Annotated in this window: 24 protein-coding genes; 10 read left to right on the plus strand and 14 right to left on the minus strand. The window is 53.4% G+C overall.

What is annotated here, in order from left to right; all coding sequences use genetic code 11:
- Nucleotides 1-2 precede the first annotated feature (2 nt).
- Nucleotides 3-2,012 (plus strand): TonB-dependent receptor, encoded by a 2,010-nt coding sequence (locus IB196_RS19715; RefSeq protein WP_040232987.1) that lies wholly within the window; start codon nt 3-5, stop codon nt 2,010-2,012.
- 59 nt (nt 2,013-2,071) lie between these two features.
- On the opposite strand, the gene IB196_RS19720 is transcribed toward IB196_RS19715, so the two are convergent.
- The 3 genes from IB196_RS19720 to tamA are packed head-to-tail and all read right to left on the minus strand — an operon-like array spanning nt 2,072 to nt 7,925.
- The gene (locus tag IB196_RS19720) at nt 2,072-2,416 is read right to left on the minus strand and encodes a gamma-glutamylcyclotransferase (RefSeq protein WP_003025723.1); all 345 of its coding nucleotides are present in this window, start codon (nt 2,414-2,416) and stop codon (nt 2,072-2,074) included.
- Between the two features lie 2 nt (nt 2,417-2,418).
- Nucleotides 2,419-6,195: an autotransporter assembly complex protein TamB gene (gene tamB, locus IB196_RS19725; protein WP_188232332.1), complete on the minus strand. Its 3,777-nt coding sequence runs from the start codon at nt 6,193-6,195 to the stop codon at nt 2,419-2,421.
- Entirely contained in the window at nt 6,192-7,925 is a 1,734-nt protein-coding gene (gene tamA / locus IB196_RS19730) for an autotransporter assembly complex protein TamA (protein ID WP_005134471.1), read from the minus strand. The genes tamB and tamA overlap by 4 nt, the downstream gene beginning before the upstream one ends.
- A 212-nt stretch (nt 7,926-8,137) precedes the next feature.
- Here tamA and msrA point away from each other — a divergent pair, with 212 nt between their 5' ends.
- Both msrA and IB196_RS19740 read left to right on the plus strand, forming a co-directional pair.
- Nucleotides 8,138-8,776: a peptide-methionine (S)-S-oxide reductase MsrA gene (msrA, locus tag IB196_RS19735; protein ID WP_149691085.1), complete on the plus strand. Its 639-nt coding sequence runs from the start codon at nt 8,138-8,140 to the stop codon at nt 8,774-8,776.
- A 152-nt stretch (nt 8,777-8,928) separates the two neighbouring features.
- Nucleotides 8,929-10,269 (plus strand): hemolysin family protein, encoded by a 1,341-nt coding sequence (locus IB196_RS19740; protein ID WP_005134468.1) that lies wholly within the window; start codon nt 8,929-8,931, stop codon nt 10,267-10,269.
- A 65-nt stretch (nt 10,270-10,334) separates the two neighbouring features.
- Here the strand turns inward: IB196_RS19740 and IB196_RS19745 are convergent, their stop codons facing one another.
- Nucleotides 10,335-10,541: a DUF1107 domain-containing protein gene (locus IB196_RS19745; protein WP_003025710.1), complete on the minus strand. Its 207-nt coding sequence runs from the start codon at nt 10,539-10,541 to the stop codon at nt 10,335-10,337.
- 326 nt (nt 10,542-10,867) lie between these two features.
- On the opposite strand from IB196_RS19745, the gene IB196_RS19750 reads away from it, so the two are divergent.
- On the plus strand, nt 10,868-11,425 hold the full coding sequence (locus IB196_RS19750) for a YtfJ family protein (protein WP_155021465.1): 558 nt from the start codon (nt 10,868-10,870) through the stop codon (nt 11,423-11,425).
- Here the strand turns inward: IB196_RS19750 and cysQ are convergent.
- Nucleotides 11,415-12,155 carry a 3'(2'),5'-bisphosphate nucleotidase CysQ gene (gene cysQ / locus IB196_RS19755; RefSeq protein ID WP_040232979.1) on the minus strand — a complete coding sequence of 247 codons (741 nt, stop codon included), beginning with the start codon at nt 12,153-12,155 and terminating at the stop codon, nt 11,415-11,417. The genes IB196_RS19750 and cysQ overlap by 11 nt on opposite strands.
- Before the next feature lie 187 nt (nt 12,156-12,342).
- Between cysQ and cpdB the strand changes: the two genes are divergently transcribed.
- On the plus strand, nt 12,343-14,286 hold the full coding sequence (gene cpdB, locus IB196_RS19760) for a 2',3'-cyclic-nucleotide 2'-phosphodiesterase (RefSeq protein WP_188232331.1): 1,944 nt from the start codon (nt 12,343-12,345) through the stop codon (nt 14,284-14,286).
- 97 nt (nt 14,287-14,383) lie between these two features.
- Here cpdB and IB196_RS19765 read toward each other — a convergent pair whose 3' ends face one another.
- The gene (locus IB196_RS19765) at nt 14,384-14,764 is read right to left on the minus strand and encodes a helix-turn-helix domain-containing protein (RefSeq protein WP_188232337.1); all 381 of its coding nucleotides are present in this window, start codon (nt 14,762-14,764) and stop codon (nt 14,384-14,386) included.
- A gap of 90 nt (nt 14,765-14,854) precedes the next feature.
- Between IB196_RS19765 and IB196_RS19770 the strand changes: the two genes are divergently transcribed.
- The 3 genes from IB196_RS19770 (at nt 14,855) to IB196_RS19780 (ending at nt 17,654) form a co-directional block, all read left to right on the plus strand.
- On the plus strand, nt 14,855-15,703 hold the full coding sequence (locus IB196_RS19770) for an SDR family oxidoreductase (protein WP_188232330.1): 849 nt from the start codon (nt 14,855-14,857) through the stop codon (nt 15,701-15,703).
- A gap of 81 nt (nt 15,704-15,784) precedes the next feature.
- Nucleotides 15,785-16,609, plus strand: coding sequence for an AraC family transcriptional regulator (locus IB196_RS19775; RefSeq protein WP_005134458.1), 825 nt, complete (start codon nt 15,785-15,787; stop codon nt 16,607-16,609).
- Between the two features lie 76 nt (nt 16,610-16,685).
- Nucleotides 16,686-17,654, plus strand: coding sequence for a DMT family transporter (locus IB196_RS19780; protein ID WP_182291339.1), 969 nt, complete (start codon nt 16,686-16,688; stop codon nt 17,652-17,654).
- Between the two features lie 61 nt (nt 17,655-17,715).
- Here the strand turns inward: IB196_RS19780 and IB196_RS19785 are convergent, their stop codons facing one another.
- The gene (locus tag IB196_RS19785; RefSeq protein ID WP_040232976.1) at nt 17,716-19,287 is read right to left on the minus strand and encodes a methyl-accepting chemotaxis protein; all 1,572 of its coding nucleotides are present in this window, start codon (nt 19,285-19,287) and stop codon (nt 17,716-17,718) included.
- A gap of 246 nt (nt 19,288-19,533) precedes the next feature.
- Here IB196_RS19785 and ytfE point away from each other — a divergent pair, with 246 nt between their 5' ends.
- Nucleotides 19,534-20,196, plus strand: a complete 663-nt coding sequence (gene ytfE / locus IB196_RS19790; RefSeq protein WP_188232329.1) for an iron-sulfur cluster repair protein YtfE — start codon at nt 19,534-19,536, stop codon at nt 20,194-20,196.
- An 86-nt stretch (nt 20,197-20,282) separates the two neighbouring features.
- Here the strand turns inward: ytfE and cycA are convergent, their stop codons facing one another.
- Nucleotides 20,283-21,692, minus strand: a complete 1,410-nt coding sequence (gene cycA, locus IB196_RS19795) for a D-serine/D-alanine/glycine transporter (RefSeq protein ID WP_005134446.1) — start codon at nt 21,690-21,692, stop codon at nt 20,283-20,285.
- Nucleotides 21,693-22,000: 308 nt separating this feature from the next.
- Nucleotides 22,001-22,621, minus strand: coding sequence for an FKBP-type peptidyl-prolyl cis-trans isomerase (fklB, locus tag IB196_RS19800; protein WP_040233001.1), 621 nt, complete (start codon nt 22,619-22,621; stop codon nt 22,001-22,003).
- Between the two features lie 218 nt (nt 22,622-22,839).
- Between fklB and IB196_RS19805 the strand changes: the two genes are divergently transcribed.
- Nucleotides 22,840-23,490 (plus strand): OapA family protein, encoded by a 651-nt coding sequence (locus IB196_RS19805; protein ID WP_040232975.1) that lies wholly within the window; start codon nt 22,840-22,842, stop codon nt 23,488-23,490.
- 29 nt (nt 23,491-23,519) lie between these two features.
- Here IB196_RS19805 and IB196_RS19810 read toward each other — a convergent pair whose 3' ends face one another.
- From IB196_RS19810 to rpsF, 5 genes are all read right to left on the minus strand, one after another.
- Nucleotides 23,520-24,443 (minus strand): DMT family transporter, encoded by a 924-nt coding sequence (locus tag IB196_RS19810; protein WP_005134443.1) that lies wholly within the window; start codon nt 24,441-24,443, stop codon nt 23,520-23,522.
- Nucleotides 24,444-24,585: 142 nt separating this feature from the next.
- Nucleotides 24,586-25,035, minus strand: coding sequence for a 50S ribosomal protein L9 (gene rplI, locus IB196_RS19815; RefSeq protein ID WP_005134442.1), 450 nt, complete (start codon nt 25,033-25,035; stop codon nt 24,586-24,588).
- 41 nt (nt 25,036-25,076) lie between these two features.
- On the minus strand, nt 25,077-25,304 hold the full coding sequence (gene rpsR / locus IB196_RS19820) for a 30S ribosomal protein S18 (RefSeq protein WP_000135199.1): 228 nt from the start codon (nt 25,302-25,304) through the stop codon (nt 25,077-25,079).
- 4 nt (nt 25,305-25,308) lie between these two features.
- On the minus strand, nt 25,309-25,623 hold the full coding sequence (priB, locus tag IB196_RS19825; protein ID WP_003025674.1) for a primosomal replication protein N: 315 nt from the start codon (nt 25,621-25,623) through the stop codon (nt 25,309-25,311).
- Nucleotides 25,624-25,629: 6 nt separating this feature from the next.
- Complete coding sequence (rpsF, locus tag IB196_RS19830; protein WP_003025672.1) at nt 25,630-26,025, minus strand: 30S ribosomal protein S6; 396 nt, start codon at nt 26,023-26,025, stop codon at nt 25,630-25,632.
- Between the last annotated feature and the right edge of the window lie 54 nt (nt 26,026-26,079).

The following is a 26,079-nucleotide window of genomic DNA, read 5'->3' on the forward strand; positions in this document are numbered from 1 at the left end:
TTATGAAAACGCGTCAACTTATTACGCTGACGGGGATCGTCGCATTCTCAGGCGGTGTTATTTTCCCCACTCAGGCAGAAGAACTCACCGAAACCTCACGCAATAGTGAAGATGAAATGGTGATCACCGCATCCGGGTTCTCGCAACAAAAACGCGAAGCACCGGCCACTATTTCGGTTATCGATCGTAAAACGCTGGATATTCAGCCGGATCGTAATATCGGTGAAGCGATTAAAAACCTGCCTGGCGTCTCGGTCACCAACAGCAGCGGCATGAACGCGGGTAGCATTATGATCCGCGGTATGGACCCGTCCTATACCGCTTTTATGGTCAACAGCGTCAAACAAAATACCGGTGAATCGCGCCCCTACGGCCATGATATCGGTACTGAAGCCAACTTCTTACCGCCAATGGAGGCCATTGAGCGTATTGAAGTTATCCGCGGGCCAATGTCCTCGCTGTACGGCTCAGATGCCATCGGCGGTGTGGTCAACGTTATAACCAAAAAACCGTACGGTGCGAAAGACTGGACGACAGCGATTGCGGCGAATACCTGGCTTCAGGAACACCAGTATTTGGGTAATACCAGCCAGATGAATCTGTTTACCATGGGGCCGATTGTGCCTGATGTGCTGGGCCTTAGCGTCGCGGCCGACTGGCTCGACCGTCGCGATGACGATCGCAATAACTATTTCGGCAAACACAACCGTAAATCCGTTGATATGACGCTGGGTCTGGCCGCCAGCGACAATAACCTGTTCGATCTCAACGTGGTCACCGGCGAGCAGGAGAAAAACCGTACCCAGAAACGCGGTGCGCCATGGTCATGGCTGTTCGATCGTAACGCCGCCACTCTGACGCATACCGGCTGGTATGCTGATGACACCATCGCGACGACCAACTACATCAACTACGAAAAGGGCCGCTCAAAATACGTTTATGACGGCCAGTCCCCGCAGTATGTGCAGATGGAGAACTACGTCGCTAATTCGCAAACCACCTTCACGCTCGACAACCATAAACTGACCATCGGGGCGAATTTTACCCGCGAAGAGTTAAATGACCGCTTTGATGTGGCTAACAAAACGCTGCCCGGCTCAGAGCCGGTAACCAAAATCAGCCGCAACGGCTGGGCGCTGTTTGCTGAAGATGGCTGGAGTATTGACGATTTCATCCTGACTACTTCGGCGCGTATGGATCAGGACGATAACTTTGGTACGCATATTACGCCAAAAATGTACGGCAACTGGGCCTTCAGCGATGCCTGGGCGCTAAAGGGCGGTATTTCGGCAGGATATAAAAAACCGGAGCTACGCGCGACCTCCAGCAACTTCGTCACCCCTTACGGCTCAACCGTGCCTTATCCATTCCTGACGGTAGGTAATGACGACCTGAAACCAGAGAAAAGCGTTAACTCTGAGCTGGGTCTCTACTGGACGGGCGATGTGCTGGCTCTGGATAGCACGGTCTTCTATACCCAGTTCAAAGACAAAATCGCTGAACAAACTATTTGTGAAACCACGGCGACAAACCAGTGCTCGGTGAATGGCTACAAAGCAGATTCCGTCAGTAAATACTTTAACGTCAGTGAGGCAGACGTATACGGCATTGAGCTGAATGCCGACTGGCAAATTAGCGCCGACATCAAAGCCAACGCTAACTACACCTGGAACCACAGCGAGCAGAAAAGCGGCGTCAACAAAGGCTACGCGCTGAACGACTACCCGCGTCATATGGCGAATCTGTCGCTGACCTGGGCGGCGACACAGAGTCTCGACGTGTGGAGTACGGTGAACTATCGCAGCAGTAACCGCAACAGCGGTAATAACTACAAGTACGATGACTACACAATGGTTGATGTGGGCGTACGTTATCAGCTCAATAAGCACACGCAGTTGATGGCAGGGGTCTACAACGTGCTGGATGAGGATCCGAAACTGACAACTGCATGGAATGAATCCGCGCAGGTGGAAGGTCGCCGCTATAACCTCGGCGCGCGCGTGGAGTTTTAAATCCGGAATAAAACAACGCCACCCTCGGGTGGCGTTGTTTTATTCTCGTAAGTGATATATCAGTACTGGTCTCTGTCTAACCAGTTACCGCTTTCAATCAGCGTTAAGCCATCAACCGGACGTTGGTACACGTACATCCATGCACTTCCGTACGGCGTCTGAATTAACTGGCGTGCATATTCGCCACCTCGCGTACGCAGAGCGTCAAGCTCTGCCAGCGTGGCGTTGTCAATACGATAAACTTCCCCGTGTACCGTTCCGTTCCCCGGAACCGCGCCTGGATAGTGGCCCAGGCTATACAACTGGTAATTATCGATACTGAAATTTCCCAGCAACAGGGCATTGGTCATCCAGTGGCTGTTGCCTTGTTTGGTTCGTAAACTGCCGTAGACAAATATTCGCATTGCTAAAACTCGAACTGATAGAGCAAATCAAGTGCCTGATCTACGCCAGACACGGCTTCCAGATATAGCTTAGGCATCAGACGATAACGTAGCGTGAGTGTCGCTAAAGAGTCAAATATACCCACACCATATTTCACCTGCAGACCTGGCAGTACGTATCCGCTGACAACCACCTGAGAGGAGTCACCCACCCCTTGCGTGTCCAGTGCCAGATTGCTTACGCCAAATGTCTCCCCGATTTTACCCACAACCTGACCACTTTGTGCAACCCCCAGGCCAATAAGCATTGATGTCATCGCCGCGCTGTCGCTCTGCTCGCTGTCCAGCCCTTGCCCACGTAACAGATAAGAGAGGGCCATTTGCTGTGACATTGCCGGGTCAGAGAAGATCTCCGCTTTCGGTTCATCGGCGCTGCCGGTGACGCGAACACCGGCGATCACGTCGTCTTCGGTGGCATCCGGGTTACGAATCGCTTCGATGTTGAGCAACGGCTGATCCGGCGGGCCGGAGAACAACAGCTCGCCCTTACGCACAATCAAATCCTGACCATAGGCATGGAAACGCCCGCTCGGGATGTTGATCTGGCCGTTCAACCCCAGCCCCTGCTTATCCTGTGCAACTTTCAGATCGCCCGTCAGACGCGCTTTCAGACCAAAGGCATCGATACGTACGTTGTTGCCTACATGAATGTTCAGGTTGCTGTTGATCGGAATACCGGCGCTTTGCGGCTTCTCTGGCTGCAGATTGTCGTTGAGCATCACCATGTCGCTGGACACCCCCACCGCACTTTCCGGCAGGTCGTGCACTACAATACGTGCCCACGGCACATCCACGTTGCCATCAAGAGTAAACAGGTTCGGCGTGGCTTCGAAGACCACATCCGGCGAGACATCCAGACGAACCATCGGCGGCACGGTGATACGCACGCGACTGCCTTTGGCTGCAACACGCGCCCGCCAGTTGTCGATCTGACTCCAGTCGGCATCGCCGCTCAGGTTAATTTCTCCCTGCTGCGTGCGCACTACGCCCGCCAGCGTGGAACGTGTTCCGGTGAAGTTAACGGCTAACTGGCTGGGCTGCATGTCAAACGGCATAAAGTTGCCGTCGATATCCAGACCGCTAAGCTGCAGTTGTCCAAGCAATTGTGGACTTTGCACATCACCGCCCAGACGCAGATTGGCGTTGATCATTCCTGCGGCTTTTTCACCTCTGGAGAAGATAGGGTTCACCATCGCCAGATTGAAGTTGCGAATATTGACGTTACCGCCCAGATTACGGCGTCCTTGCGGGTCTGTTACCTGCACCTGTCCGTCAAACTGTCCGTTGTTGGTCAGGCGAATCAGCCATCCCAGTTCAGCACGGTTGTTGTGCAGGTCAGCGGTCAGGTTCAGCGTCTCAAACGCCACCGGTAACGCGGCATCGTTTACGCTCTGGGTGACCTTCACGTTACGCCCACTTAGCGTGACCTGTCCCTGCGGCAGCCCCTCTTTGGTGGTGTCCCAGCTCACATCCGCTTTGCCACTGAATACGCCGCTGGCCTGGGTTGTATCCGGCATAAACGGTTTCAGCATTGCCAGATCGAAGCGATTCAGGTTCACCACCGCGCGCCCTTCTGCACCGGCATCAATGGTTTGCGGCACGCACAGTTCCGCATTCGGGTTATTCCAGCAGTGTGGCCCAATGCTGATTTTCTGTTCCTGATTACGGTAATCCAGCGCAATCGCACGGTTCAACGACCATGGACCAACCGGCGTCTGGAAGCGCGTATTGCTCAGCGTCCCTTTCCAGCGCTGTTCTTTGCGATCGAAGCTGCCTGCCAGATCCAGTTGCCCGGAAACCGGCTCCCCCTGAATGCGCAGTTGCAGCTCATGCTGCTGTTCGCTGCCTTTGGCGTTGAGCGTCACGAGGCCGATATTCACGTCAGGTTGCACAATCCGCTCTACACGCACGTTGAGGCTACCGGCGATTTGCTCAGCTGATTTCACGTCGCCCTCGACGCGCACCTGAGCCACGGAAAGTTCCTGCCAACGCAGACCACGGGCGGTGATATCCGCCAGCAGTTGCGGCGCGTCGACCGTACCGCGAACTTTTACCAGCCCTTTCGCCGTACCGCCCAGTCCAGGCAGCGCGTTATCCAGATTCGGGGCATCAATCGTCGCGTCGAGATTGAGGTCTTTGACCCCCAGTTCCCCTTTCACATCCGCGCTGTTGCGCCCCAGTTCCAGATGCAGGCCCGGGATCGTCCACTGCAGGTAACTGTTACCTTTCAGCGAACCGTTCACATTGACCTTATTCTGCTTCACGTTGCCGGTCAGCTTCAGCTCCGGAACCTCCATCTGCCAGCTTCCACCGTACAGACTACCGCGCGTTTTCACCAGGCCATTCAGTTTTGACGGCCAGTCAGGGATTGCTTTCGCGGTGTTGATGCCATCCAGCGTGAGCTCCCCACGCCAACTGACCGCCTGCTGCCAGTCCACCAGCGCTTTCAGCTCGGTTTTCCCTTCCAGCGCCGCAACGCTCAGTTTGCCGAGATTGATCTGCTGTTCGTTACCTTTGGCATCCAGCGTAATGGTGGCCGGAGGAATATCCTGCCCCTTCACGGCGGTACGCATCGACAACGTGTAGTCGGTCATTTTGCCGGTCAGCTTGAGCTTGATATCATCGGCCTGGAACTGCTTGTCGCCGGTGAACGGCCAGTAAATCTGCTTACTCATCACTTCCAGATTGAGCGGCAACCCGGCTTCCGCCAGACGCGTTTGCGCCCGCAGGTCCAAATCCACCGGACCGGACAGATTTACGCCGACTTCCAGTTGGTCACGCAGCGCGCCGCCGACCTTCAGCTTCAGCTTTTCGCCTTTTAACGGGTCGATGTTGAGTGTGCTGTTTAACGTAATATCGACCGGCCATGTGTCGGTGAGTTGCACCGTGCCGCTGGCTTTTACCGCCCCCTGATTCGAGTCGATATCCAGCGCGTCCAGCTTCATGTTGCCGTCAATGCTGCTCACTTTCAGCAGCAGGTTATGTACCGTGAGATCCGTATCCCCGGTCACGCGCAGCTGCTCGCCGCGAAATTCTTCAATATTGAGATTGAGCGGCAGATGCACATCGGTCATTTCCGGCAGCACCGGCTTTGAGAACAGATCTTTTAGCGTTTCACCGAGCGGCTTTTCGTCCGGCTGCGGATTTTGAATTTTTGGTTCGACGACCTCTTCCTGCGCCACGTCCGCCACTTTAGGCAGAGCAATCAGTAGCCCCTGCAATGACGTTGGCTTCAGGGTCAGTGTTTTTTCCTGCCAGTTGAGGCCGGAAGTGAAATCCAGCACGGAAACCGTGGTGTCATCGATTTTGATATTGATGTTGTTAAGCGCCACGCGTGAAAGCGTGATTGGGTATGGCGTGGAAAGGTTAAGCGGACCGCTGTCTTCTTCCTCCACCGGCGCTGATGGCGGCATTTTTTTGCTGTCGATCGCTACGTTGATATTTTTCAGCGACAGATCGTTGACGCACAGACTGCTGTTCCACAGACAATTAAGCCCCACGGCCAGATGTACTTCGCCAGCATTTACTGCCACGCCGGGCTGGTCATAACGAATATTTTTGAGCGATAAATCCCGCCAGCCGCCGGTAACCTGACCAATCTCCAGCCCAGGCACCCAGCGATTAGCTGCCTTGAAGACCAGATGCAGACCAGAGGTTGTCCCCACCAGGAACGCGACGGTACCTAACAACAGCAGGATAAAAACCAGTACCCCGAGGCTTATCTTCTTCCATAAACTCATAATTCAGGCCCCAGACCGATGTAAAACTGTAAACCATGTTCATCTTTGTCGCCGACAGGGACGGCAAAGTCGAGCTTGATAGGCCCCACTGGCGACTGCCAGCGTACACCGACCCCTGCACCGGTTTTGAAATCGCTTTTGCGGATATCGCTGACCGCTTCACCGCTATCGACAAACATCGCGCCCCACCATTTACCGGTCACGTTGTACTGGTATTCCAGCGAGCCCGTCGCCAGCTTCGAGGCCCCTTTCAGCTTACCGTCACTGCCTTCAGGCGAAATAGATTTGTATTTGTAACCGCGGATACTGCGGTCGCCCCCGGCGAAGAAACGCAGATCCGGCGGGACTTTGTCGAAGTCACCGGTTTCAATCCAGCCGAGGTTACCGCGCATCACAAAACGGTGCTTATCGTACAATGTACGGATCCAGACGTTCTGCGCCTGGAAGACGGAGAAATCAACGTCTGAACCCCACGCAGTATTCGAATAGTCAATGGAATAGCGTTGGGAATCACCCCAGACAGGCATCAGGCCGCCGCGCGAGCGCGTCCGGCTGATCATCACACCCGGATAGAGCAGCATGGTGGTATTAGTGACGTTACCCTGGGTAAAGTGGTCGAGGCTCCAGCGCAGGTTAATCGCACGCTGCCAGCCGCTGGAGAGGTCCCAGTAGCGGGAGACCGCGAGCGTGGTGGAGTCCTGTTCGGTGTCGTTTAAATCGGTACGTTTAAAGCCGCCTTGCACCAGGTAATACTGCTCCAGCGGGTTCTTTAACAGCGGCATTTTATAGCTGAAATCAAGGACCTGCTCTGGCGCAGAAATACTGGCACTGGTGGTCAGGCTATGGCCCCAGGAGTTCATCCACGGCTTTTTCCACGAGGTTTTCAACCGCGGTCCCACGTCAGTAGAGTAGCCGGCCCCGGTTTCGATGGTATTTTCGGTGCGCGGCGAGACCACGCCTTTTAGCGGCAGTACTTTGGTTTCTCGGGCTTTATCAAATTCAGGCGCCACCACCACGGAATTAAACCATCCGGTTGCCGAAAGGCGACGGTTTAGCTCCGCCAGATCTTTCGATTCGTACTCTTTGCCTTCTTTGAACGGCACCAGGTTTTGCAGGTATTCATCGCGAATTTGCGAACCTTCAAAAGTGACATGGCCAAAGCGGTAGCGCTCTCCGCTGTTGTAATCGATATCCCAGAATGCCTGGCGGCGCTCAAGCGCTATCCCGAGCTGGCTTTTATTAAATTCACTGTCGAAATAGCCTTTACGCAGCGCCACGCTGGTGAGTGACTTTTTGAAATTGTCATAGTCGCCCTGATTCAGCACTGTGCCGATTGCAGGGCGTGTTTTCAGCAGATCCAGGTAATCTTTATCCGTACGTGCGCCACCGCGCAGAATCACTTCGGTACCGCCAATCAGCACCGGCTCACCGGGGGTCACTTTGGCAATCAGCACCTGGCGTCCTTTCGCCGGTGGCGGACGCAGTTCAAAATCAATGGTTGGCTCAAAGTAGCCCAGCGCTTTTAGCCCTTCGCGGATGGCATCATCAACGCGCGCACGAAAGCGTCGGTCTGGAGTGACTTCGTCACTCTGAATCGTGGACAGCTGCGCACGAACGTTTTTCTCCAGCGGTCCAGATAATCCTTCGACCTGTAAGCGAACATTCGCAGCGGCGGCGGAGCCACTTAAGCACAGTAATCCCACCCAACATAACTGACGGATATGTGGCACATTTTCTCCTGAATATCCTTTTTTCCCACCCCTGGAAAAAAATACTATGCCGTTCCTCGGCTTAACAAAAAATCAACAATAAGAGTTGAAAAACAGACGACAACCCAAATATTTCTTATGTTTAACTCTAGACGCATTCACGCTATTTATTGTGGGCAAAGACGCGTCTCGTTACAACCTTAACCCAAATGACTGATTTCGGGAGAACGGCCATGAGTTTATTTGATAGAAAGCATCTTGTTACTCAAGCAGATGCGCTACCTGGACGCAACACCCCGATGCCGGTAGCAACGTTGCATGCGGTTAATCAGCATTCGATGACCAACGTGCCCGACGGCATGGAGATAGCCCTCTTCGCCATGGGATGTTTCTGGGGCGTGGAGCGCTTATTCTGGTCACTACCAGGGGTATACAGCACAGCAGCTGGATACACCGGTGGCTATACCCCTAACCCAACCTATCGGGAAGTGTGTTCTGGTGATACTGGCCATGCCGAAGCGGTACGCATCGTCTATGACCCGCATGTTATCAGCTACGAACAACTGCTGCAGGTGTTCTGGGAAAATCATGACCCGGCGCAGGGTATGCGTCAGGGGAACGACCAGGGCACGCAGTATCGTTCGGCAATTTATCCGCTCACGCCGGAGCAGAAGAGCGCCGCGCACGCCAGCCTGGAGCGTTTTCAGGCGGCAATGACCGCCGCGGGCGATGACCGCCACATCACCACAGAAATTAATACTGCTACCCCGTTCTACTATGCCGAGGACGATCACCAACAATATCTGCACAAAAACCCTTATGGGTACTGTGGCATTGGCGGGATTGGCGTTTGTCTGCCGCCACAAGGATAAGCGCCCCCCTCTGGCGGCTTTACAGTACCTTACGCTATACTAGCTCCTGAAATTGCCGGTCCACTCCCTTCGGACCGGTTTTCAATGTGTATTTCACACGAATTTATCAATTTATCCCTTCCGAGGATCTGGCCTTAACGGTCGGATAAGATATGTTAAACAGTATTTTAGTCATTCTCTGCCTGATCGCCGTGAGTGCGTTTTTCTCGATATCCGAGATCTCGCTTGCTGCATCACGCAAAATCAAACTTAAACTGCTTGCCGATGAAGGCAACGTAAACGCACAACGTGTTTTGAAGATGCAGGAAAACCCCGGCATGTTCTTTACCGTTGTGCAAATTGGTCTTAATGCGGTTGCTATTCTTGGCGGTATCGTCGGTGACGCAGCGTTTTCACCGGCATTTAACGGTCTGTTCTCGAAATACTTCGCCCCAGAGCTGTCCGAACAGTTAAGCTTTATTCTGTCGTTCTCCCTGGTGACTGGCCTGTTCATCCTGTTCGCGGATTTAACCCCGAAACGCATCGGTATGATTGCGCCAGAAGCTGTGGCTTTGCGTATCATCAACCCGATGCGCTTCTGTCTGCTCGTGTTCCGCCCGCTGGTATGGTTCTTTAATGGTCTGGCAAATAACATTTTCCGTCTGTTTAAGATCCCGATGGTGCGTAAAGATGACATCACTTCGGACGATATTTACGCCGTAGTCGAAGCCGGCGCATTGGCAGGGGTTCTGCGCAAGCAGGAACATGAGCTAATCGAAAACGTATTTGAACTGGAATCCCGAACCGTGCCGTCTTCAATGACCTCGCGCGAAAACGTTATCTGGTTTGATCTGCACGAAGACGAACAGAGCCTGAAGAACAAAGTGGCGGAACATCCGCATTCCAAGTTTCTGGTCTGTAATGAAGATATCGACCACATCATTGGCTATGTTGATTCAAAGGATCTCCTCAACCGCGTACTGGCAAATCAAAGCATGGCGCTGAACAGCGGCGTGCAGATCCGCAATACGCTGATTGTTCCGGATACGCTGACGCTCTCAGAAGCGCTGGAAAGCTTCAAAACCGCAGGCGAAGATTTTGCCGTCATCATGAACGAGTATGCACTGGTGGTGGGGATTATTACGCTTAATGACGTAATGACGACGCTGATGGGTGACTTAGTCGGCCAGGGGCTGGAAGAACAGATCGTCGCGCGTGATGAGAACTCATGGTTAGTTGACGGCGGTACGCCGATTGATGACGTGATGCGTGTGCTGGATATCGACGAGTTTCCGCAGTCCGGCAACTATGAAACCATCGGCGGTTTCATGATGTTCATGCTGCGTAAAATCCCGAAACGCACCGACTCGGTGAAGTATTCTGGCTACAAATTTGAAGTGGTGGATATCGATAACTACAAGATCGATCAGCTGCTGGTGACGCGCCTGGACAGTAAACCTACCGTTCTGGTACCAAAGCTGCCGGATGCAAAAGAAGAGACCAAGGCGTCTTAACGCCTACAGAAACATCAACGGCTCCCATCAGGAGCCGTTTTTTTAACTACTGCATAGCACTTTGGTTAAGCCATCTCAGTCTGCAGACGCAAAACCTGACGGTTAACTTCGGACATAACAGAAAAATGCAGTTTGTCCTTCACTTTTGGGATAAGAATCTTACCCTTATCAAACTCAAAAGCGCCTACATCCTTGATATATAACCGTCCACGAAACAGGATCTTCACGTACTTCGCCACCTGCAGCGGGTTGTATCGTTGGAAAATTTTCATTGTATCTCCTGCTGAGCGTTACGCCTTTGCGGTACCACAATCGGTCCGACAATCCTCAGGCGCAAATTTTAATGCCTTATGACTATAGACTATCTGAACGATGTTTCCAGCGTGTATAAGTTTATTTACCTTCAGGTTACAATTATTCAGAATTATCTTTTCAACGCTTCGCTATCTTCAGTATAAGCCTTCATTTTTCACAGGATTTGTGCGCCCGTCCGCAAACTGGCATCGCGCTTGCGGGAAAAAGCATAATTCGCACATATGATTAAATTCCAGGCCCAAGTGGTCGGATCACCTGCAAAATAAAGAAAGAAGGAAAACCCATGACCTTACAAAAACTGCTGGCGCTGTCGTGCCTGCTGCTGCCGATGATTGCCTCCGCGCATAAATTTGAAACCAACCAGCGCGTACCGCCGGTGGGTATTGCCGATCGCGGCGAACTGATCCTCGATAACGATAAGTTTAGCTACAAAAACTGGAATAGCGCACAACTGCCAGGGAAAGTCCGCATTGTGCAACACATCGCCGGACGCACCTCCGCCAAAGAGAAAAATGCTACGTTGATCGAGGCCATCAAAGCGGCCAATCTGCCGCACGACAAATACCAGACCACCACAATCGTCAACACCGATGACGCCATCCCAGGCTCCGGTATGTTTGTGCGCAGCAGTCTGGAGAGCAATAAGAAGCTCTACCCGTGGTCACAATTTATTGTCGACAGCGATGGCATTGCGCGTAAGGCCTGGCAACTGGATGAAGAGAGCTCCGCTATCGTCGTTCTCGACAAAGACGGACGCGTACAGTGGGCAAAAGATGGCGCGTTAACGCAGGATGAGGTGCAGCAGGTGATTGCCCTGCTGCACAAACTGCTCAGTAAATAGAGACGCGGAAGCCGGGGTTAAGGAACGATTCACGCGGGGTGTAATCCAGAGGTTTTCCCTGCCAGTCGTGAACGTGTGCCCCGGCTGCGGCTGCGACCGCGTGGCCAGCTGCGGTGTCCCACACGTTTGTGGGCCCAAAACGCGGATACAGCTGTGCGTGCCCTTCCGCCACCAGGCAAAACTTCAGCGAGGAACCAATCGAGGTGGTCTGGTGCTCGCCCAACTGTTGCAGATACTCTTTTAACTCATTGTCGGCATGCGAGCGGCTAATCACCACCAGCGGTGGACGCGCGTCACGAACCTGGATTTGTTTGCGCACGCCGCACTCTTCTTTCCACGCTTTGCCATGTTCCGCGCTGTACATCACTTTCATCACTGGGGCATACACCACGCCCAGCACCGGCTTTCCCTTTTCGATCAGCGCAATATTAACGGTAAATTCACCGTTACGCTTAATGAACTCTTTGGTCCCATCCAGCGGGTCTACCAGCCAGTACCGCTGCCAGTGCTGGCGAACATCCCAGCCAGGAGGCGCTTCTTCAGACAGAACGGGAATATCCGGCGTCAGCGCCAGTAATCCTTCGAGGATCACCTTGTGCGCGGCGATATCCGCCGCCGTGACCGGAGAATCGTCCTGCTTGCTGGTAATCTCCATCGGTTTGAGTCCATCGTAGACCTGCATAATGGCATCGCCCGCATTCCGTGCAAGCTGGCATACATGTTCTAACATTCTCCACCTCGTTTCTTTCGTGGTGTTAACTCGTTGTTTTACTTATACCCGATCGTCAGGGGATCCGCCAACTGTGATAGCGTCTGCGGTTTTAAACGCTATATTCATGTCATGATTCACAGTTCTGTAAGCAAGAAGATTTATATACATTCTCTTTTGTGGCTTAGATCTTAAAAGGATGCCCCTGATGATTAAGTTTAGTGCAACGCTTCTGGCCACGCTGATTGCAGCCAGCGTGAATGCCGCGACCGTCGATCTACGGATAATGGAAACCACTGATTTGCATAGCAATATGATGGATTTCGATTATTACAAAGATACACCGACTGAAAAATTTGGCCTGGTGCGTACGGCGAGTCTTATCAACGCTGCGCGTGGTGAAGTCAAAAACAGCGTGCTGGTTGATAACGGCGATTTGATTCAGGGCAGTCCGCTCGGAGATTACATGGCGGCCAAGGGGCTGAAAGCGGGCGAAACTCACCCGGTCTATAAGGCGCTAAACACACTGGATTACGCGGTGGGTAACCTCGGCAACCATGAATTCAACTACGGTCTTGAGTATCTGCACAACGCACTAGCCGGAGCGAAGTTCCCTTACGTTAACGCCAATATCATCGACGTTAAGACCAAAAATCCGCTGTTTACGCCTTACCTGATCAAAGACACTGAAGTTGTCGACCAGCAAGGGAACAAGCAGACGCTGAAGATAGGCTATATCGGTTTTGTGCCACCGCAGATCATGACCTGGGATAAAGCCAACCTCAGCGGTAAAGTGACGGTGAACGACATCACCGAAACCGCACGTAAATACGTGCCGGAAATGCGAGCCAAAGGCGCGGATGTGGTGGTGGTAGTTGCTCACTCCGGGCTTTCAGCCGACCCATACCAGACAATGGCGGAGAACTCCGTTTACTACCTCAGCGAAGTCCCGGGCGTGGATGCGATTATGTTTGGTCACGCTCACGCCGTTTTCCCCGGTAAAGACTTTGCCAACATCAAAGGGGCTGATATCGCGAAAGGCACGCTCAATGGCGTTCCGGCGGTAATGCCAGGCATGTGGGGCGATCACCTCGGCGTAGTCGATTTGGTGCTGAATAACGACAGCGGTAAATGGCAGGTCACCCAGGCGAAAGCCGAGGCGCGCCCGATCTATGACGCGGCAGCGAAAAAATCACTGGCAGCAGAAGACAAAAAAATCGTTGAGATCCTGAAAGCCGATCACGACGCCACGCGTGAGTTTGTCAGCAAACCGATCGGTAAATCCGCCGACAATATGTACAGCTATCTGGCGCTGGTACAGGATGACCCGACCGTACAGGTGGTGAACAACGCGCAGAAAGCCTATGTGGAACACTTTATTCAGGGCGATCCGGACCTGGCGAAACTGCCGGTACTTTCCGCAGCTGCGCCGTTTAAGGTCGGTGGACGCAAGAACGATCCAGCCAGCTTTGTCGAAGTCGAAAAAGGTCAGCTCACCTTCCGTAACGCCGCCGATTTATATCTCTATCCCAACACCCTGGTGGTCGTAAAAGCCAGCGGTAAAGAGGTGAAAGAGTGGCTGGAATGTTCCGCCGGGCAGTTCAATCAGATTGATATCCACAGCAGCAAACCACAGTCGTTGATTAACTGGGACGGCTTCCGTACCTATAACTTCGACGTGATTGACGGCGTGAATTACCAGATTGATGTGTCGCAACCCGCCCGCTATGACGGTGAATGCCAGACTATCAACCCGCAAGCAGAGCGTATTAAAAATCTGACCTTCAACGGCAAGCCTGTCGATCCAAATGCCACCTTCCTCGTCGCGACGAATAACTATCGTGCCTACGGCGGTAAGTTTGCCGGAACTGGCGACAGTCACATCGCGTTTGCATCACCGGATGAAAACCGCTCGGTGCTGGCGGCATGGATAGGTGCCGAAACGAAGCGCGCCGGTGAAATACATCCGGCAGCAGATAACAACTGGCGTCTGGCGCCGATTCACAGCGATACAAAACTGGATATTCGCTTTGAAACATCGCCAACCGAGAAGGCCGCCGCATTTATCAAAGAGAAAGGGCAATATCCACTGAAAAAAGTCGCGACCGATGACATTGGTTTTGCCATTTACCAGTTGGATTTAAGTAAGTAATTTTCGTGCCGGATGCGACGCAATAGCGTCTTATCCGGCCTACGCGTCGAAGTAATCTGTAGGCCGGATAAGGCGTTAGCCGCCATCCGGCAATACTTTACGCCGCCCGCTCTTCCCGCTGCGCCAAAACCTGCTGCAAATTTAGTTCAATCCAGTCCGCCAGTGCGGCGACTTTATCGCTCACCTGCTCACCCAACGACGTCAGGCTATACTCCACATGCGGCGGTACGACCGGATACGATACCCGGTTGATAAACCCATCCTGCTCCAGCGCCTGCAGGGATTGCGCCAGCATCTTTTCACTGACGCCGCCCATCTTACGGCGCAGATCGCTAAAACGGTGCGTACCGTCGCGCAGCGCCACCAGAATCAACACCCCCCAGCGACTGGTGACGTGTTTTAACACCTCGCGGGAGGGGCACTGCTCGGCGAACAAATTACCATCGCGTAACTGCTGAGAAAGCGTTGGTGTGGCCATTTTCATACTTACCTTTTTGTGCGTACTTACTAAAAGTTAGTTTAGGTGTTAGCGTGATTAAACACAAGACCAATACCAAGGAGTCACCCCATGATCGCGATTACCGGCGCCACCGGCCAACTGGGCCAACACGTTATTGAAACTCTGCTGAAAACCGTTCCTGCCAGCCAGATTGTGGCCATTGTGCGTAACCCTGCGAAAGCGACGGCGCTTAGCCAGCAGGGGATTACCGTTCGTCAGGCGGATTACAGCGATGAAGCCGCCTTTACAACTGCCCTACAGAATATCGACAAGCTACTGCTGATCTCGTCGAGCGAAGTGGGACAACGTGCCCCGCAGCATCGCAACGTGATTAACGCAGCGAAAGCCGCTCACGTGAAATTTATCGCCTACACCAGCCTGCTACATGCCGACACCTCCCCGCTGGGGTTGGCTGATGAGCATGTGGCAACCGAGAAGATGCTGGCTGAATCCGGTATCGCGTACGCGCTGCTGCGTAACGGCTGGTACACCGAAAACTATCTGGCGAGTGCGCCAGCCGCACTGGAACACGGCGTGTTTATTGGGGCTGCAGGAGAAGGCAAAATCGCCTCGGCGACCCGCGCCGACTATGCCGCTGCCGCCGCGCGCGTTATCAGCGAAGACGGTCATGCCGGTAAAATCTATGAGCTGGCGGGCGATGACGGCTGGACGCTGAGCCAACTGGCTACCGAACTGGCAAAACAGAGCGGTAAAAAAGTGGTGTATCAGAACCTGAGTGAAGCCGATTTTGCCGCCGCGCTGAAGGGTTTTGGTCTGCCTGCCGGGCTGGCGGATATGCTGGCTGACTCAGACGTTGGCGCGTCCAAAGGCGGTCTGTTCGATGACAGCCATACGTTGAGCAAACTGATTGGTCGCCCGACCACATCGTTGGCTGACAGCGTCAAAGGCATCGTGTAAGTGTTAAAAATTAGTTAATTGTGGTGGCATCCCCACGCATCCTCTCTGATAATGACAGGATGATGCGTGGGGAGAAAAAACGTGCAAGGTGTACCTGAGCAGTTTATTGATGAGAAAGACAGCGCCCGCTTTCGCCATCTGGCGCAGGTGCCCGGCGTTGAGCTGTATCATGCGCATATCTCGCGTTACGCCTTTGAGCCACACACCCATGAAGCGTTTGGTATCGGCGCGATAGAAGCCGGAGCCGAACGTTTTCGCTATCGCGGCACGCAATACGTAGCGCCTGCCCATTCCGTCGTCACCATGAATCCCGATGAGCTGCACACCGGCGAAGCCGAAACCGCCGACGGCTGGCGCTACCGGATGATCTACCTTGAACCCGATCTTCTGGAGGAGGTCACCGGGGTTCGTCACTGGTGGTTCCATGACGTTACCCGTCACGATCCGCTGCGTTCGCGTCAGATCTGCTCGCTGATCCATGGCCTGTGGAACACGGAGGATCCGCTGGCACAAAAAGGATTATTACTCGATCTGATCGACACATTCCAGCCGCTGGCTCGCCATGCACCGGTATTACCGGAGGGGGCACATCGCTTCGAACGCGTGCGTGAATACCTGCACGATAACTACATGCACCCTGTGACCCTCGATGAACTGGCTCGCGTGGCGTCACTCAGTCCCTGGCATTTCCAGCGCCAGTTCAAATTGCATTTTCACGTCACGCCGCACCAGATGCTGATGGCGATCCGTCTGTGGCGAGCCAAAGGTTTTCTTACCTACGGTATGCCTGCCGCAGATGTGGCCGCCGCCACCGGACTGACCGACCAATCGCACCTCACCCGCGCCTTTACCCATCGCTACGGCATTACGCCGGTACGCTATCAGAAGCAGGTTTATTCGCGCTAATGCGCAATCTCATACAATACAGTGATGTTTTCCCTGCCTACACTCAGCGCTATGTTTAATGATGTGGATGTCAAAAATGATTAGCGGTGTGTTGTATGCCCTGCTGGCCGGGCTGATGTGGGGATTAATTTTTGTCGGCCCCTTGATCGTGCCGGAATACCCAGCGGTATTACAGTCGATGGGGCGTTATCTGGCGTTGGGGCTGATCGCACTCCCGTTGGCCTGGCTGGGTCGCGGACGACTGCGTCAGTTGACGTACAAAGACTGGGTAACCGCTCTGGCGTTAACCCTGATGGGCAACCTGATTTATTACGTTTGTCTGGCCAGCGCCATTCAGCGTACCGGCGCACCCGTTTCAACCATGATCATCGGCACATTACCGGTCGTGATCCCAGTCTTCGCCAACCTGCTTTATAGCCAACGTGACGGCAAATTATCGTGGTGGCACCTGGCTCCTGCGCTGGTACTGATCGGCATGGGTCTGCTATGCGTGAATATCTCTGAGCTGAGTCAGGGGTTGCCTGATTTTAGCGGCTGGAGGTATGGCTCTGGCATCGCGCTGGCGCTGATTTCGGTGGTGTGTTGGGCGTGGTATGCGCTGCGTAATGCCCGCTGGCTACGCGAGAATCCGGATAAGCACCCAATGATGTGGGCGACGGCCCAGGCACTGGTGACGCTGCCTGTATCCCTGCTCGGTTATATTGCCGCCTGCCTGTGGCTGAACGGGCAAACGCCGGACTTCGCGCTGCCCTTCGGCCCACGTCCGGGCGTGTTTATCGGCCTGATGATAGCCATTGCGGTCTTATGTTCGTGGGTTGGCGCACTGTGCTGGAACGTCGCCAGTCAGAAGCTGCCGACGGTGATCCTCGGCCCGCTGATCGTCTTTGAAACGCTGGCGGGACTGCTGTACACCTTTATTCTGCGCAAGGAATTTCCGCCGCTGCTGACGGTAAGCGGTATTGCGCTGCTGATAATAGGCGTGGTGATTGCGGTGCGGTCAAAACCGCAAAAACCGGCGGTAGTGCCGGTTTCGGGGGATGCCTGATGGCGCTGCGCTTATCAGGCCTACAAGGACTATACGATCTCATGTAGGCCGGATAAGGCGTTTACGCCGCCATCCGGCGCGACACTTTAAACACTGCCACCGTCTGGTTCAACCGTGCAGCCTGCTCTTCGAGCGCTGCAGCGGCGGAAGCAGATTCCTCCACCAGCGAGGCGTTTTGCTGCGTGACGCGGTCCATCTCAGCCACCGCCTGACCGACCTGATCGATACCCCGGCTCTGTTCATCAGAGGCTGACGCAATTTCGCCCATAATATCGGTAACCTGGGTGACGGCACTGACAATTTCCGCCATCGTCTCACCCGCTTCATGCACCAGCGCCGTACCGGCATTGACCCGATTCCCTGAGTCATCAATCAGCGCCTTAATCTCTTTCGCCGCCTGAGCGCTACGCTGCGCCAGCGTGCGCACTTCACCTGCAACGACAGCAAAGCCGCGCCCCTGTTCGCCCGCGCGCGCCGCTTCTACCGCCGCGTTCAGCGCCAGGATGTTGGTCTGGAAAGCAATGCCGTCGATAACAGTGGTAATTTGCGCAATTTTGCTGGAACTGGTAGCGATTTCATCCATGGTACGCACCACGCCGTCGACCACGGCTCCACCTTTCTGCGCCGTCTGCGAGGCATTTTTTGCCAGGCTGGTCGCCTGTCGCGCATTATCCGCATTCTGTTTTACGGTGGCCGTGAGTTGTTCCATACTGGCAGCAGTCTCTTCCAGAGAAGCAGCCTGCTGCTCAGTGCGTGAAGAGAGATCGTTACTGCCAGCGGCAATTTCACCCGCACCGGTATAGATAGTATCTGCACCGTCACGCACTACGCTGACCGTGTTCGCCAGCGCCTGCTGCATATCACGGACGTTCTGGGCCAATAGCGCCATTTCGTTACGGCCATCAGCGGTAATAGTGTGGGTCAGATCACCTGAAGCGATATGCCGAATATGCCCCATCACCTCATGGAGTGGTTTCAGCAGGACACGCTGCATGGCAATCCAACTAACGATAATGACGGTCAACACAATCAACAGTATGGCGGATAACAACCAGATAATTTTCTGGTAGTCATTTTCGTTATCCCGAACGCCCTCATTTGCCAGCGCGGTTTGCGCGGTACGCCATTCCTGATAAACCTCTTGCATGGCCGTCTGCTTTTGTTCGGCATTCTGTTTGAACATCTCTTCCAGCTTGCCTTCAGCCAGCAGCGCGTTCATTTTTGCAAGCGCAGTAGAATAGATACCGTACTGTTCTTCCAGTCGGTCTGCCAGACTTTCATCCAGACCCGGCGTTTCCGGCAACGCGTAGTATTTATCGTAATGCTCTTTTGCGTCTGCCAGCAGGCGATTCGCCGTGTTCACCAGTTCCTTCAACTGACCGCCGTTAATATCGCTGGCCATCGTGCCCTGCAGACGCAGCATGCCCCGATTGAGCGTAACGCGCGCCTGGTTCAGGCTAATCCACGCATCGGTAAACTCGGCCACGTTCTGGCTGGAAAGTTGAGAAACGTTAAAGTTCTGCTTATCGTTGTTAAGCGCGCCAATAAACACGCCCGCGGAGATGAGCTGCATTGCGCCCAGGGCGAGTAACACGGTGATAAGTAAGGTTATCACTTTGATTCGTTTGAACATCTGTAGCCTTTTATTATATGCAGGTATTGTCTGAGGTCTAACTATCGGCAGCAGCGTGCGCTTATTTAATCCTGTCTCGCGGCTTTTTTCGCCGCTCCTCTCCTTTCCAATAAGATTCAGCACCTTAACGAGATAAGAAATTTTCGTGACAATCATCACAAAATCCTCTGCCCCGAAAGGGTTATATCCTTCCTTATAAGTTGCATTTAAAATGCACCTTATATTATTGAGAATGAGGTAACGGCTATGTCTTATCGCGATCAACCTTTAGGTGAACTGGCGCTCTCTATTCCTCGTGCGTCGGCACTGTTTCGTAAATACGATATGGATTACTGCTGCGGCGGTAAGCAAACGCTGGCACGCGCTGCCGCACGTAAAGAGCTGGATGTCGAGGCCATCGAAGCCGAACTGTCAAAACTCGCTGAGCAGCCGCTGGAAAAAGACTGGCGTACCGTGGCGCTGGCAGAAATCATTGACCATATCATCGTACGTTATCACGACCGACACCGTGAACAGCTGCCGGAGCTGATCCTGCAGGCCACTAAAGTTGAACGCGTTCACGCAGACAAACCGAACGTACCGCGCGGTCTGGCGAAAAACCTGACCATGCTGCATGAAGAGCTGTCCAGCCACATGATGAAAGAAGAGCAGATCCTGTTCCCGATGATCAAACAGGGCATGGGGCGTCAGGCGATGGGACCAATCAGCGTGATGGAAAGCGAACACGACGATGCGGGTGAACTGGTGGAAGTGATCAAACACATCACCCACAACGTGACGCCGCCGCCAGAAGCCTGCACCACCTGGAAAGCCATGTATAACGGCATTAACGAGATGATCGACGATCTGATGGAACACATCAGTCTGGAAAATAATGTGTTGTTCCCGCGTGCCCTCGCAGGTGAATAAAAAAGCCCGGTGGCGCTAGCGCTTACCGGGCCTACAACGTCCTCGAACGTAGGCCGGGTAAGCGTCAGGGCCACCCGGCAACATGCTTAACGCATACCCGCCATACGTTTCTTACCGATAAACAACCAACCCAGACCCAGCGCGATGAACCACAGCGGCGTCACCATCAACGCCTGACGGGTATCCTCTTCCAGCGTCAGCAGCACCAATACGAAGACGAAGAACGCCATACATACCCAGCACATTAGCTTGCCTAACGGCATCTTGTAGATTGATTTTTCATGCAGGTGCGGACGCTGTTTGCGGTACACCAGGTACGAGCAAAGAATGATGGTCCAGACGAACATGAACAGAATCGCCGACACGGTGGTGATCATGGTGAACGCGCCAATTACGCTCGGATTCACGTAGAGCATCACCACACCGCCCAGCAGGCAGATACAGGAGAAGGTCAAGCCCTTTGCCGGCACCGCACGTTTAGACAGCTTGGCAAACGCTTTAGGCGCAACGCCTTCCTGTGCCAGGCCAAACAGCATACGGCTGGTAGAGAACACGCCGCTGTTTGCGGAAGAGGCCGCTGATGTCAGCACCACAAAGTTAATCAGGCTCGCCGCCGCTGGCAGACCGACCAGCACAAACAGTTCAACGAATGGGCTCTTGGTTGGAACCACCGAACTCCACGGCGTCACGGACATAATCACGATCAGCGCGAAAACGTAGAACATGATGATACGGATTGGAATCGAGTTAATAGCACGCGGCAGAGACTTTTCCGGATCTTTAGTTTCTGCAGCCGTCGTCCCCACCAGCTCAATACCGACAAACGCGAAAACCGCTATCTGGAAGCCCGCAAAGAAGCCACTCAGACCTTTCGGGAACCAGCCACCGTCATTCCACAGATGCGTGAACGAGGCCTGAACGCCGGTTGGCGACTGGAAGTGCGTCAGCACCATCACCAGACCGACGACAATCAGGCCGACAATGGCGACGATTTTAATCATCGCAAACCAGAACTCCATCTCACCAAACATTTTCACCGTGGCGAGGTTAAGAGCCAGCAACAGAATGATCACCGCCAGCGAGGCCACCCAGTCTGACAGTCCGGGGAACCAGAATTGCGCATACGCCGTAATCGCAACGACGTCTGCCATCCCGGTAACCACCCAGCAGAACCAATAGGTCCAGCCGGTAAAATACCCGGCCCATGGCCCGAGCAGGTCGGAGGCGAAATCACTAAAGGATTTGTATTCGAGATTCGAGAGCAGCAATTCTCCCATTGCCCGCATCACGAAAAACAGCATAAAACCGATGATCATATAGACAAAAATGATCGACGGCCCGGCGAGGCTGATGGTTTTCCCTGAGCCCATAAACAGGCCGGTACCAATAGCGCCACCAATGGCAATAAGTTGAATATGACGGTTTGTGAGATTGCGCCGTAGCGACTGTTCAGACGACGACTCTTCAACGGCGTCGACTTTTACCTGATCTACCATGTTTTTTCTTCCTGTACCTGTCTGTGTTGTTCAGGCTCTACGGCCTTTAGTGTGTCTATGATACGACGATCCTGTTGGCAGGACTCATCGATATTAGGTAAGAATCGGCGGGATGAATACTAAGATTTAGATATAATGTTAATTTTATGTTTAAAGTGAGTGTCATATCACTCTGATAGCGAGAATCAGTTCACAAAAATACACGCAATAACATCATTTGCAAGATAAAATATCGACATCGACGTAACTATAGCTTTTCACGCTATTTTTTTGCTCCCCCCAGTCTCGGGGGGAACAGAAGTTACTGCTTACAGGATTTCAAGCAGCTCAACTTCAAATACCAGCGTGCTGAACGGAGGAATGGACGCGCCAGCGCCACGCTCACCGTAAGCCAGTTCCTGAGGAATAGTCAGTTCCCATTTGGAACCTACCGGCATCAGGGTCAGTGCTTCAATCCAGCCAGGGATCACACCGTTAACCGGGAATTCAGCCGGTTCGCCACGTGCAATGGAGCTGTCAAACACGGTACCGTCGATCAGTTTACCGGTATAATGCACGCGTACGTGGTCGGTACGTGCCGGGATAGAACCTTCACCCTGAGTCAACACACGGAACTGCAGACCGGATTCAGTGCTGTTCACACCTTCTTTCTCACGGTTTTCTTCCAGATATTTGACGCCATCAGCCGCCATAGCCTGGAAACGCTCGCGACGTACTGCATCAGCACGTTCGTGAATTTCACGCAGCGCACGGTGCACAACATCAACAGGCACTGCCGGGTGTTTACCTTCCAGCGCATCAGCGATACCCGCTACCAGCGCTTCAGGCAACAGCCCTTCCAGACCGGATTCGCTCAGCTGCTGTCCTACCTGCAAACCAATGCCGTAGCTTGCTTGCGCTTCGATAGTGTCAAAAGTCGGGGTAGCCATCATATTTCCTTTCATCGGATGTAAAGTAGCGGGCAGCATATCAGCCATGCCGCATCCGGTAAAACTTTGTCTCGGGAACAGATGACAAATCGCGAGGAAAAAGAAACAATGCTATTGTCCGCATCAATGTCACGAAAGCGGGTACCTGAACAAGTATCATAGAGTTAGCGATCTATACTCTATGACAGAGGAACGAGACGCGGAGCAGGAGGAAAGCCATGCCCGGGCGCTTTGAATTAAAACCAACCCTGGCGAAAATCTGGCATGCACCGGACAATTTTCGCATTATGGACCCGCTACCGCCTATGCACCGACGCGGCATTATTATTGCTGCTATCGTGCTGGTGCTAGGTTTCCTGCTTCCTTCCAGTGACACCACTGATGCCCCGGTGGTCACGCGTAATGCACCGCTGGATTTGCAGTCGCAGTCCCAGCCGCCAACTGAAGCGCAGCTTCAGGCACAGTTGGTCGCACCGCAAAACGATCCCGGCCAGGTGGCTCCCGTTGCACCGGAACCGATCCAGGAAGGAGAACCAGACGCGCAGCCGCAGGCTCAGCAATCTCAGCCACAGACGCAACCTTTCCAACAAAATAGCGGAATTGAACAACAGTGGCGCTCTTATCGCGTAGACTCGGGCAAAACGCTGGCCCAGGTCTTCCGTGACCATAACCTCCCGCCAACCGATGTGTATGCAATGGCGCAGGTTGAAGGCGCAGGAAAACCGCTGAGCAACCTGAAAGACGGTCAGATGGTGCAGATCAGGCAGAATGCCAATGGCGTGGTGACTGGGTTAACCATCGATACCAGTAATGGCCAGCAGGTCCTGTTTACCCGCCAGCCCAACGGCAGCTTTATTCGCGCACGTTAAGCGGCGCCATCAGGCATCAAGGTGAAGCGTTAGTGCTTCACCTTATTCACCCACCAAATCCCCGAACAGACCAGTACCAGCGCCAGCGCATATTTCCATTCGAGAATGTTCTCACCGAGGAAAATTGACGACAGCACCGCCCCTGAAACCGGGATCAGGAAGTTAAACGGCGCGATCATGCCCACGCGGTTGTACTTGAGCAAAATGCTCCACAAAGCGAAGGCCACCGATGAAAGCAACGTCAGGTAACCCAGAATCGCCACCGAAGACGCGCCGTGTACGGTCAGCGTACCACCAAAAGCGTAGCCGCCGATAACCAGCGCCAGACCCCCACCGCCCAGTTGATACCCCGTCATTACCGTCGGGTCTACCGTCTGAGAAATGCGTTTACCGTATAACGTGGCGGCAGAAAGGATAAAGGCGGCCATCACCACTGAACCGTCCCCTAACAAGCTGAAGCTAAAATCCATCCCGCTGCTAAAGTTCACCACCATTACCCCGGTAAATCCCAGGATACAGCCCAGCGCTTTGTTGTAGCTTAGTTTGTCGTTTTGATAGATAAAATGGGCCAACAGCACGCTAAAGAATGTACCGGTAGCGTTCATGATTGACCCCTTTACACCCGTCGTGAATGCCAGACCGATATAAAAGAAAATGTATTGTAGCGAGGTTTGCGTCAGCCCAAGCAGCGTAAGCTGGCCAAACTGGCGCGGGCTTAACCTGCCAATCGGTTTACGTTGCACCATCGCCAGCAGCAACAGCAATAATCCCGCAAACAGGAAGCGATAGCCGGCAAAGACAATTTTTGACGGAATGTCATCCGTGGCAATCTGGAAGATCTCATATCCGCTTTTTATCGCTGGATAAGCACTCCCCCACAACAGGCAACAGAAGGCTGCGCCCAGGTAGACAACATTTTTACGCGCGAAAAGAGGTTGGTGCGTTGGTTCCATTCCATCACCACTTTGAAATAATGTTTTATTTTTATGATTATCCCGAAAAGGACAAAGAATAGCCAGAGCGAAAAACAGAAGGGTAGAAAAGCAAAACGCCGGCACAGGGCCGGCGCTTTTACGCGGTCATCAGAATAAAAACTTATTCTGCAACTACGTTTACAGTCAGCTTAGCAAACACTTCGCTGTGAACCTGGAAGCTCACTTCGTGCTCGCCAGTGGTACGCAGAACGCCGTTCGGCAGACGAACTTCGCTCTTAGCAACTTCAACGCCAGCTGCAGTTACAGCGTCAGCGATGTCGCGAGTACCGATGGAACCGAACAGTTTACCTTCGTCGCCTGCTTTAGACGCGATGGTAACGGTTTCCAGTGCATTGATTTTCTCAGCACGAGCTTCAGCAGCGGCCAGAACGTCAGCCAGTTTGGCTTCCAGTTCAGCGCGACGCGCTTCGAAAAATTCAACGTTTTTCTTGGTAGCAGGAACAGCTTTACCCTGTGGTACCAGGAAGTTACGAGCATAGCCCGCTTTAACGTTAACCTGATCACCCAGGCTACCCAGGTTTGCTACTTTATCAAGCAGAATAACTTGCATTACCTTATCCTCTCAAAGTCGTATTAATGGACCGTGACCGATTACTGATGACGATCAGTGTACGGCAGCAGGGACAGGTAGCGAGCGCGTTTGATAGCGCGAGCCAGCTGACGCTGGTATTTTGCACGGGTACCGGTGATACGGCTTGGGACAATCTTACCGCTTTCGGTGATGTAGTTTTTCAGCGTAGCGATATCTTTATAGTCGATCTCTTGAACGCCTTCCGCGGTGAAACGGCAGAACTTGCGACGACGGAAATAACGTGCCATATGGCTAGTCTCCAGAATCTATCAATTCAATCTGCTCGGCATGCAGAACCATTTTGCTCAGGCCGTTCTTTGCCTTGTGGCAAGAGATGAACCCCTGAACGGTCACTGCGCTACCGACCGTTATACTGTGAGTAATGGCCTGGTTTTCGTGTCCGCTAATAATAACGGGCATTTGGCACCATGCCTGCCGGTGAAACCCGGCTTCCTCCTGCACAGAACGATGCTCAAGCACGAACTGGCAATGAGGAATTCCTGATGGACTGACCTTTCGAAGGGGAGCCCTGCACACGGTGCCGGACAGCGCCAGACGGTTGGTCATCAGAAATTACTCTTCAGAATCCCCAGCTTCAGCATCATCTGCGGTTTCGTTAGCGAAATCATCGCGACGTTCACGACGCTCGTCTTTCGCTTTAACCATCGGAGATGCTTCGGTAACAGCGTGTTTAGTACGCATAACCATGCTGCGGATAACGGCATCGTTGAAGCGGAAGGTAGTTTCCAGCTCATCGATCACTTCCTGCGGCGCTTCAACGTTCATCAGAACGTAGTGAGCTTTGTGCAGTTTGTTGATCGGGTAAGCCAGCTGACGGCGGCCCCAGTCTTCCAGACGGTGGATCGTGCCTTCTGCACCAGTGATGGCAGCAGTGTAGCGTTCGATCATACCCGGAACCTGTTCGCTCTGGTCAGGATGGACCATAAAAACGATTTCGTAATGACGCATCGAATTGCTCCTTACGGATTATTCAGCCTCCTGTCTGGGTCAGCCGAGGCCCAT

Origin of the sequence: Citrobacter sp. C6_1 (assembly GCF_014596835.2) — a bacterium.
GTDB classification, from domain to species: domain Bacteria; phylum Pseudomonadota; class Gammaproteobacteria; order Enterobacterales; family Enterobacteriaceae; genus Citrobacter; species Citrobacter pasteurii.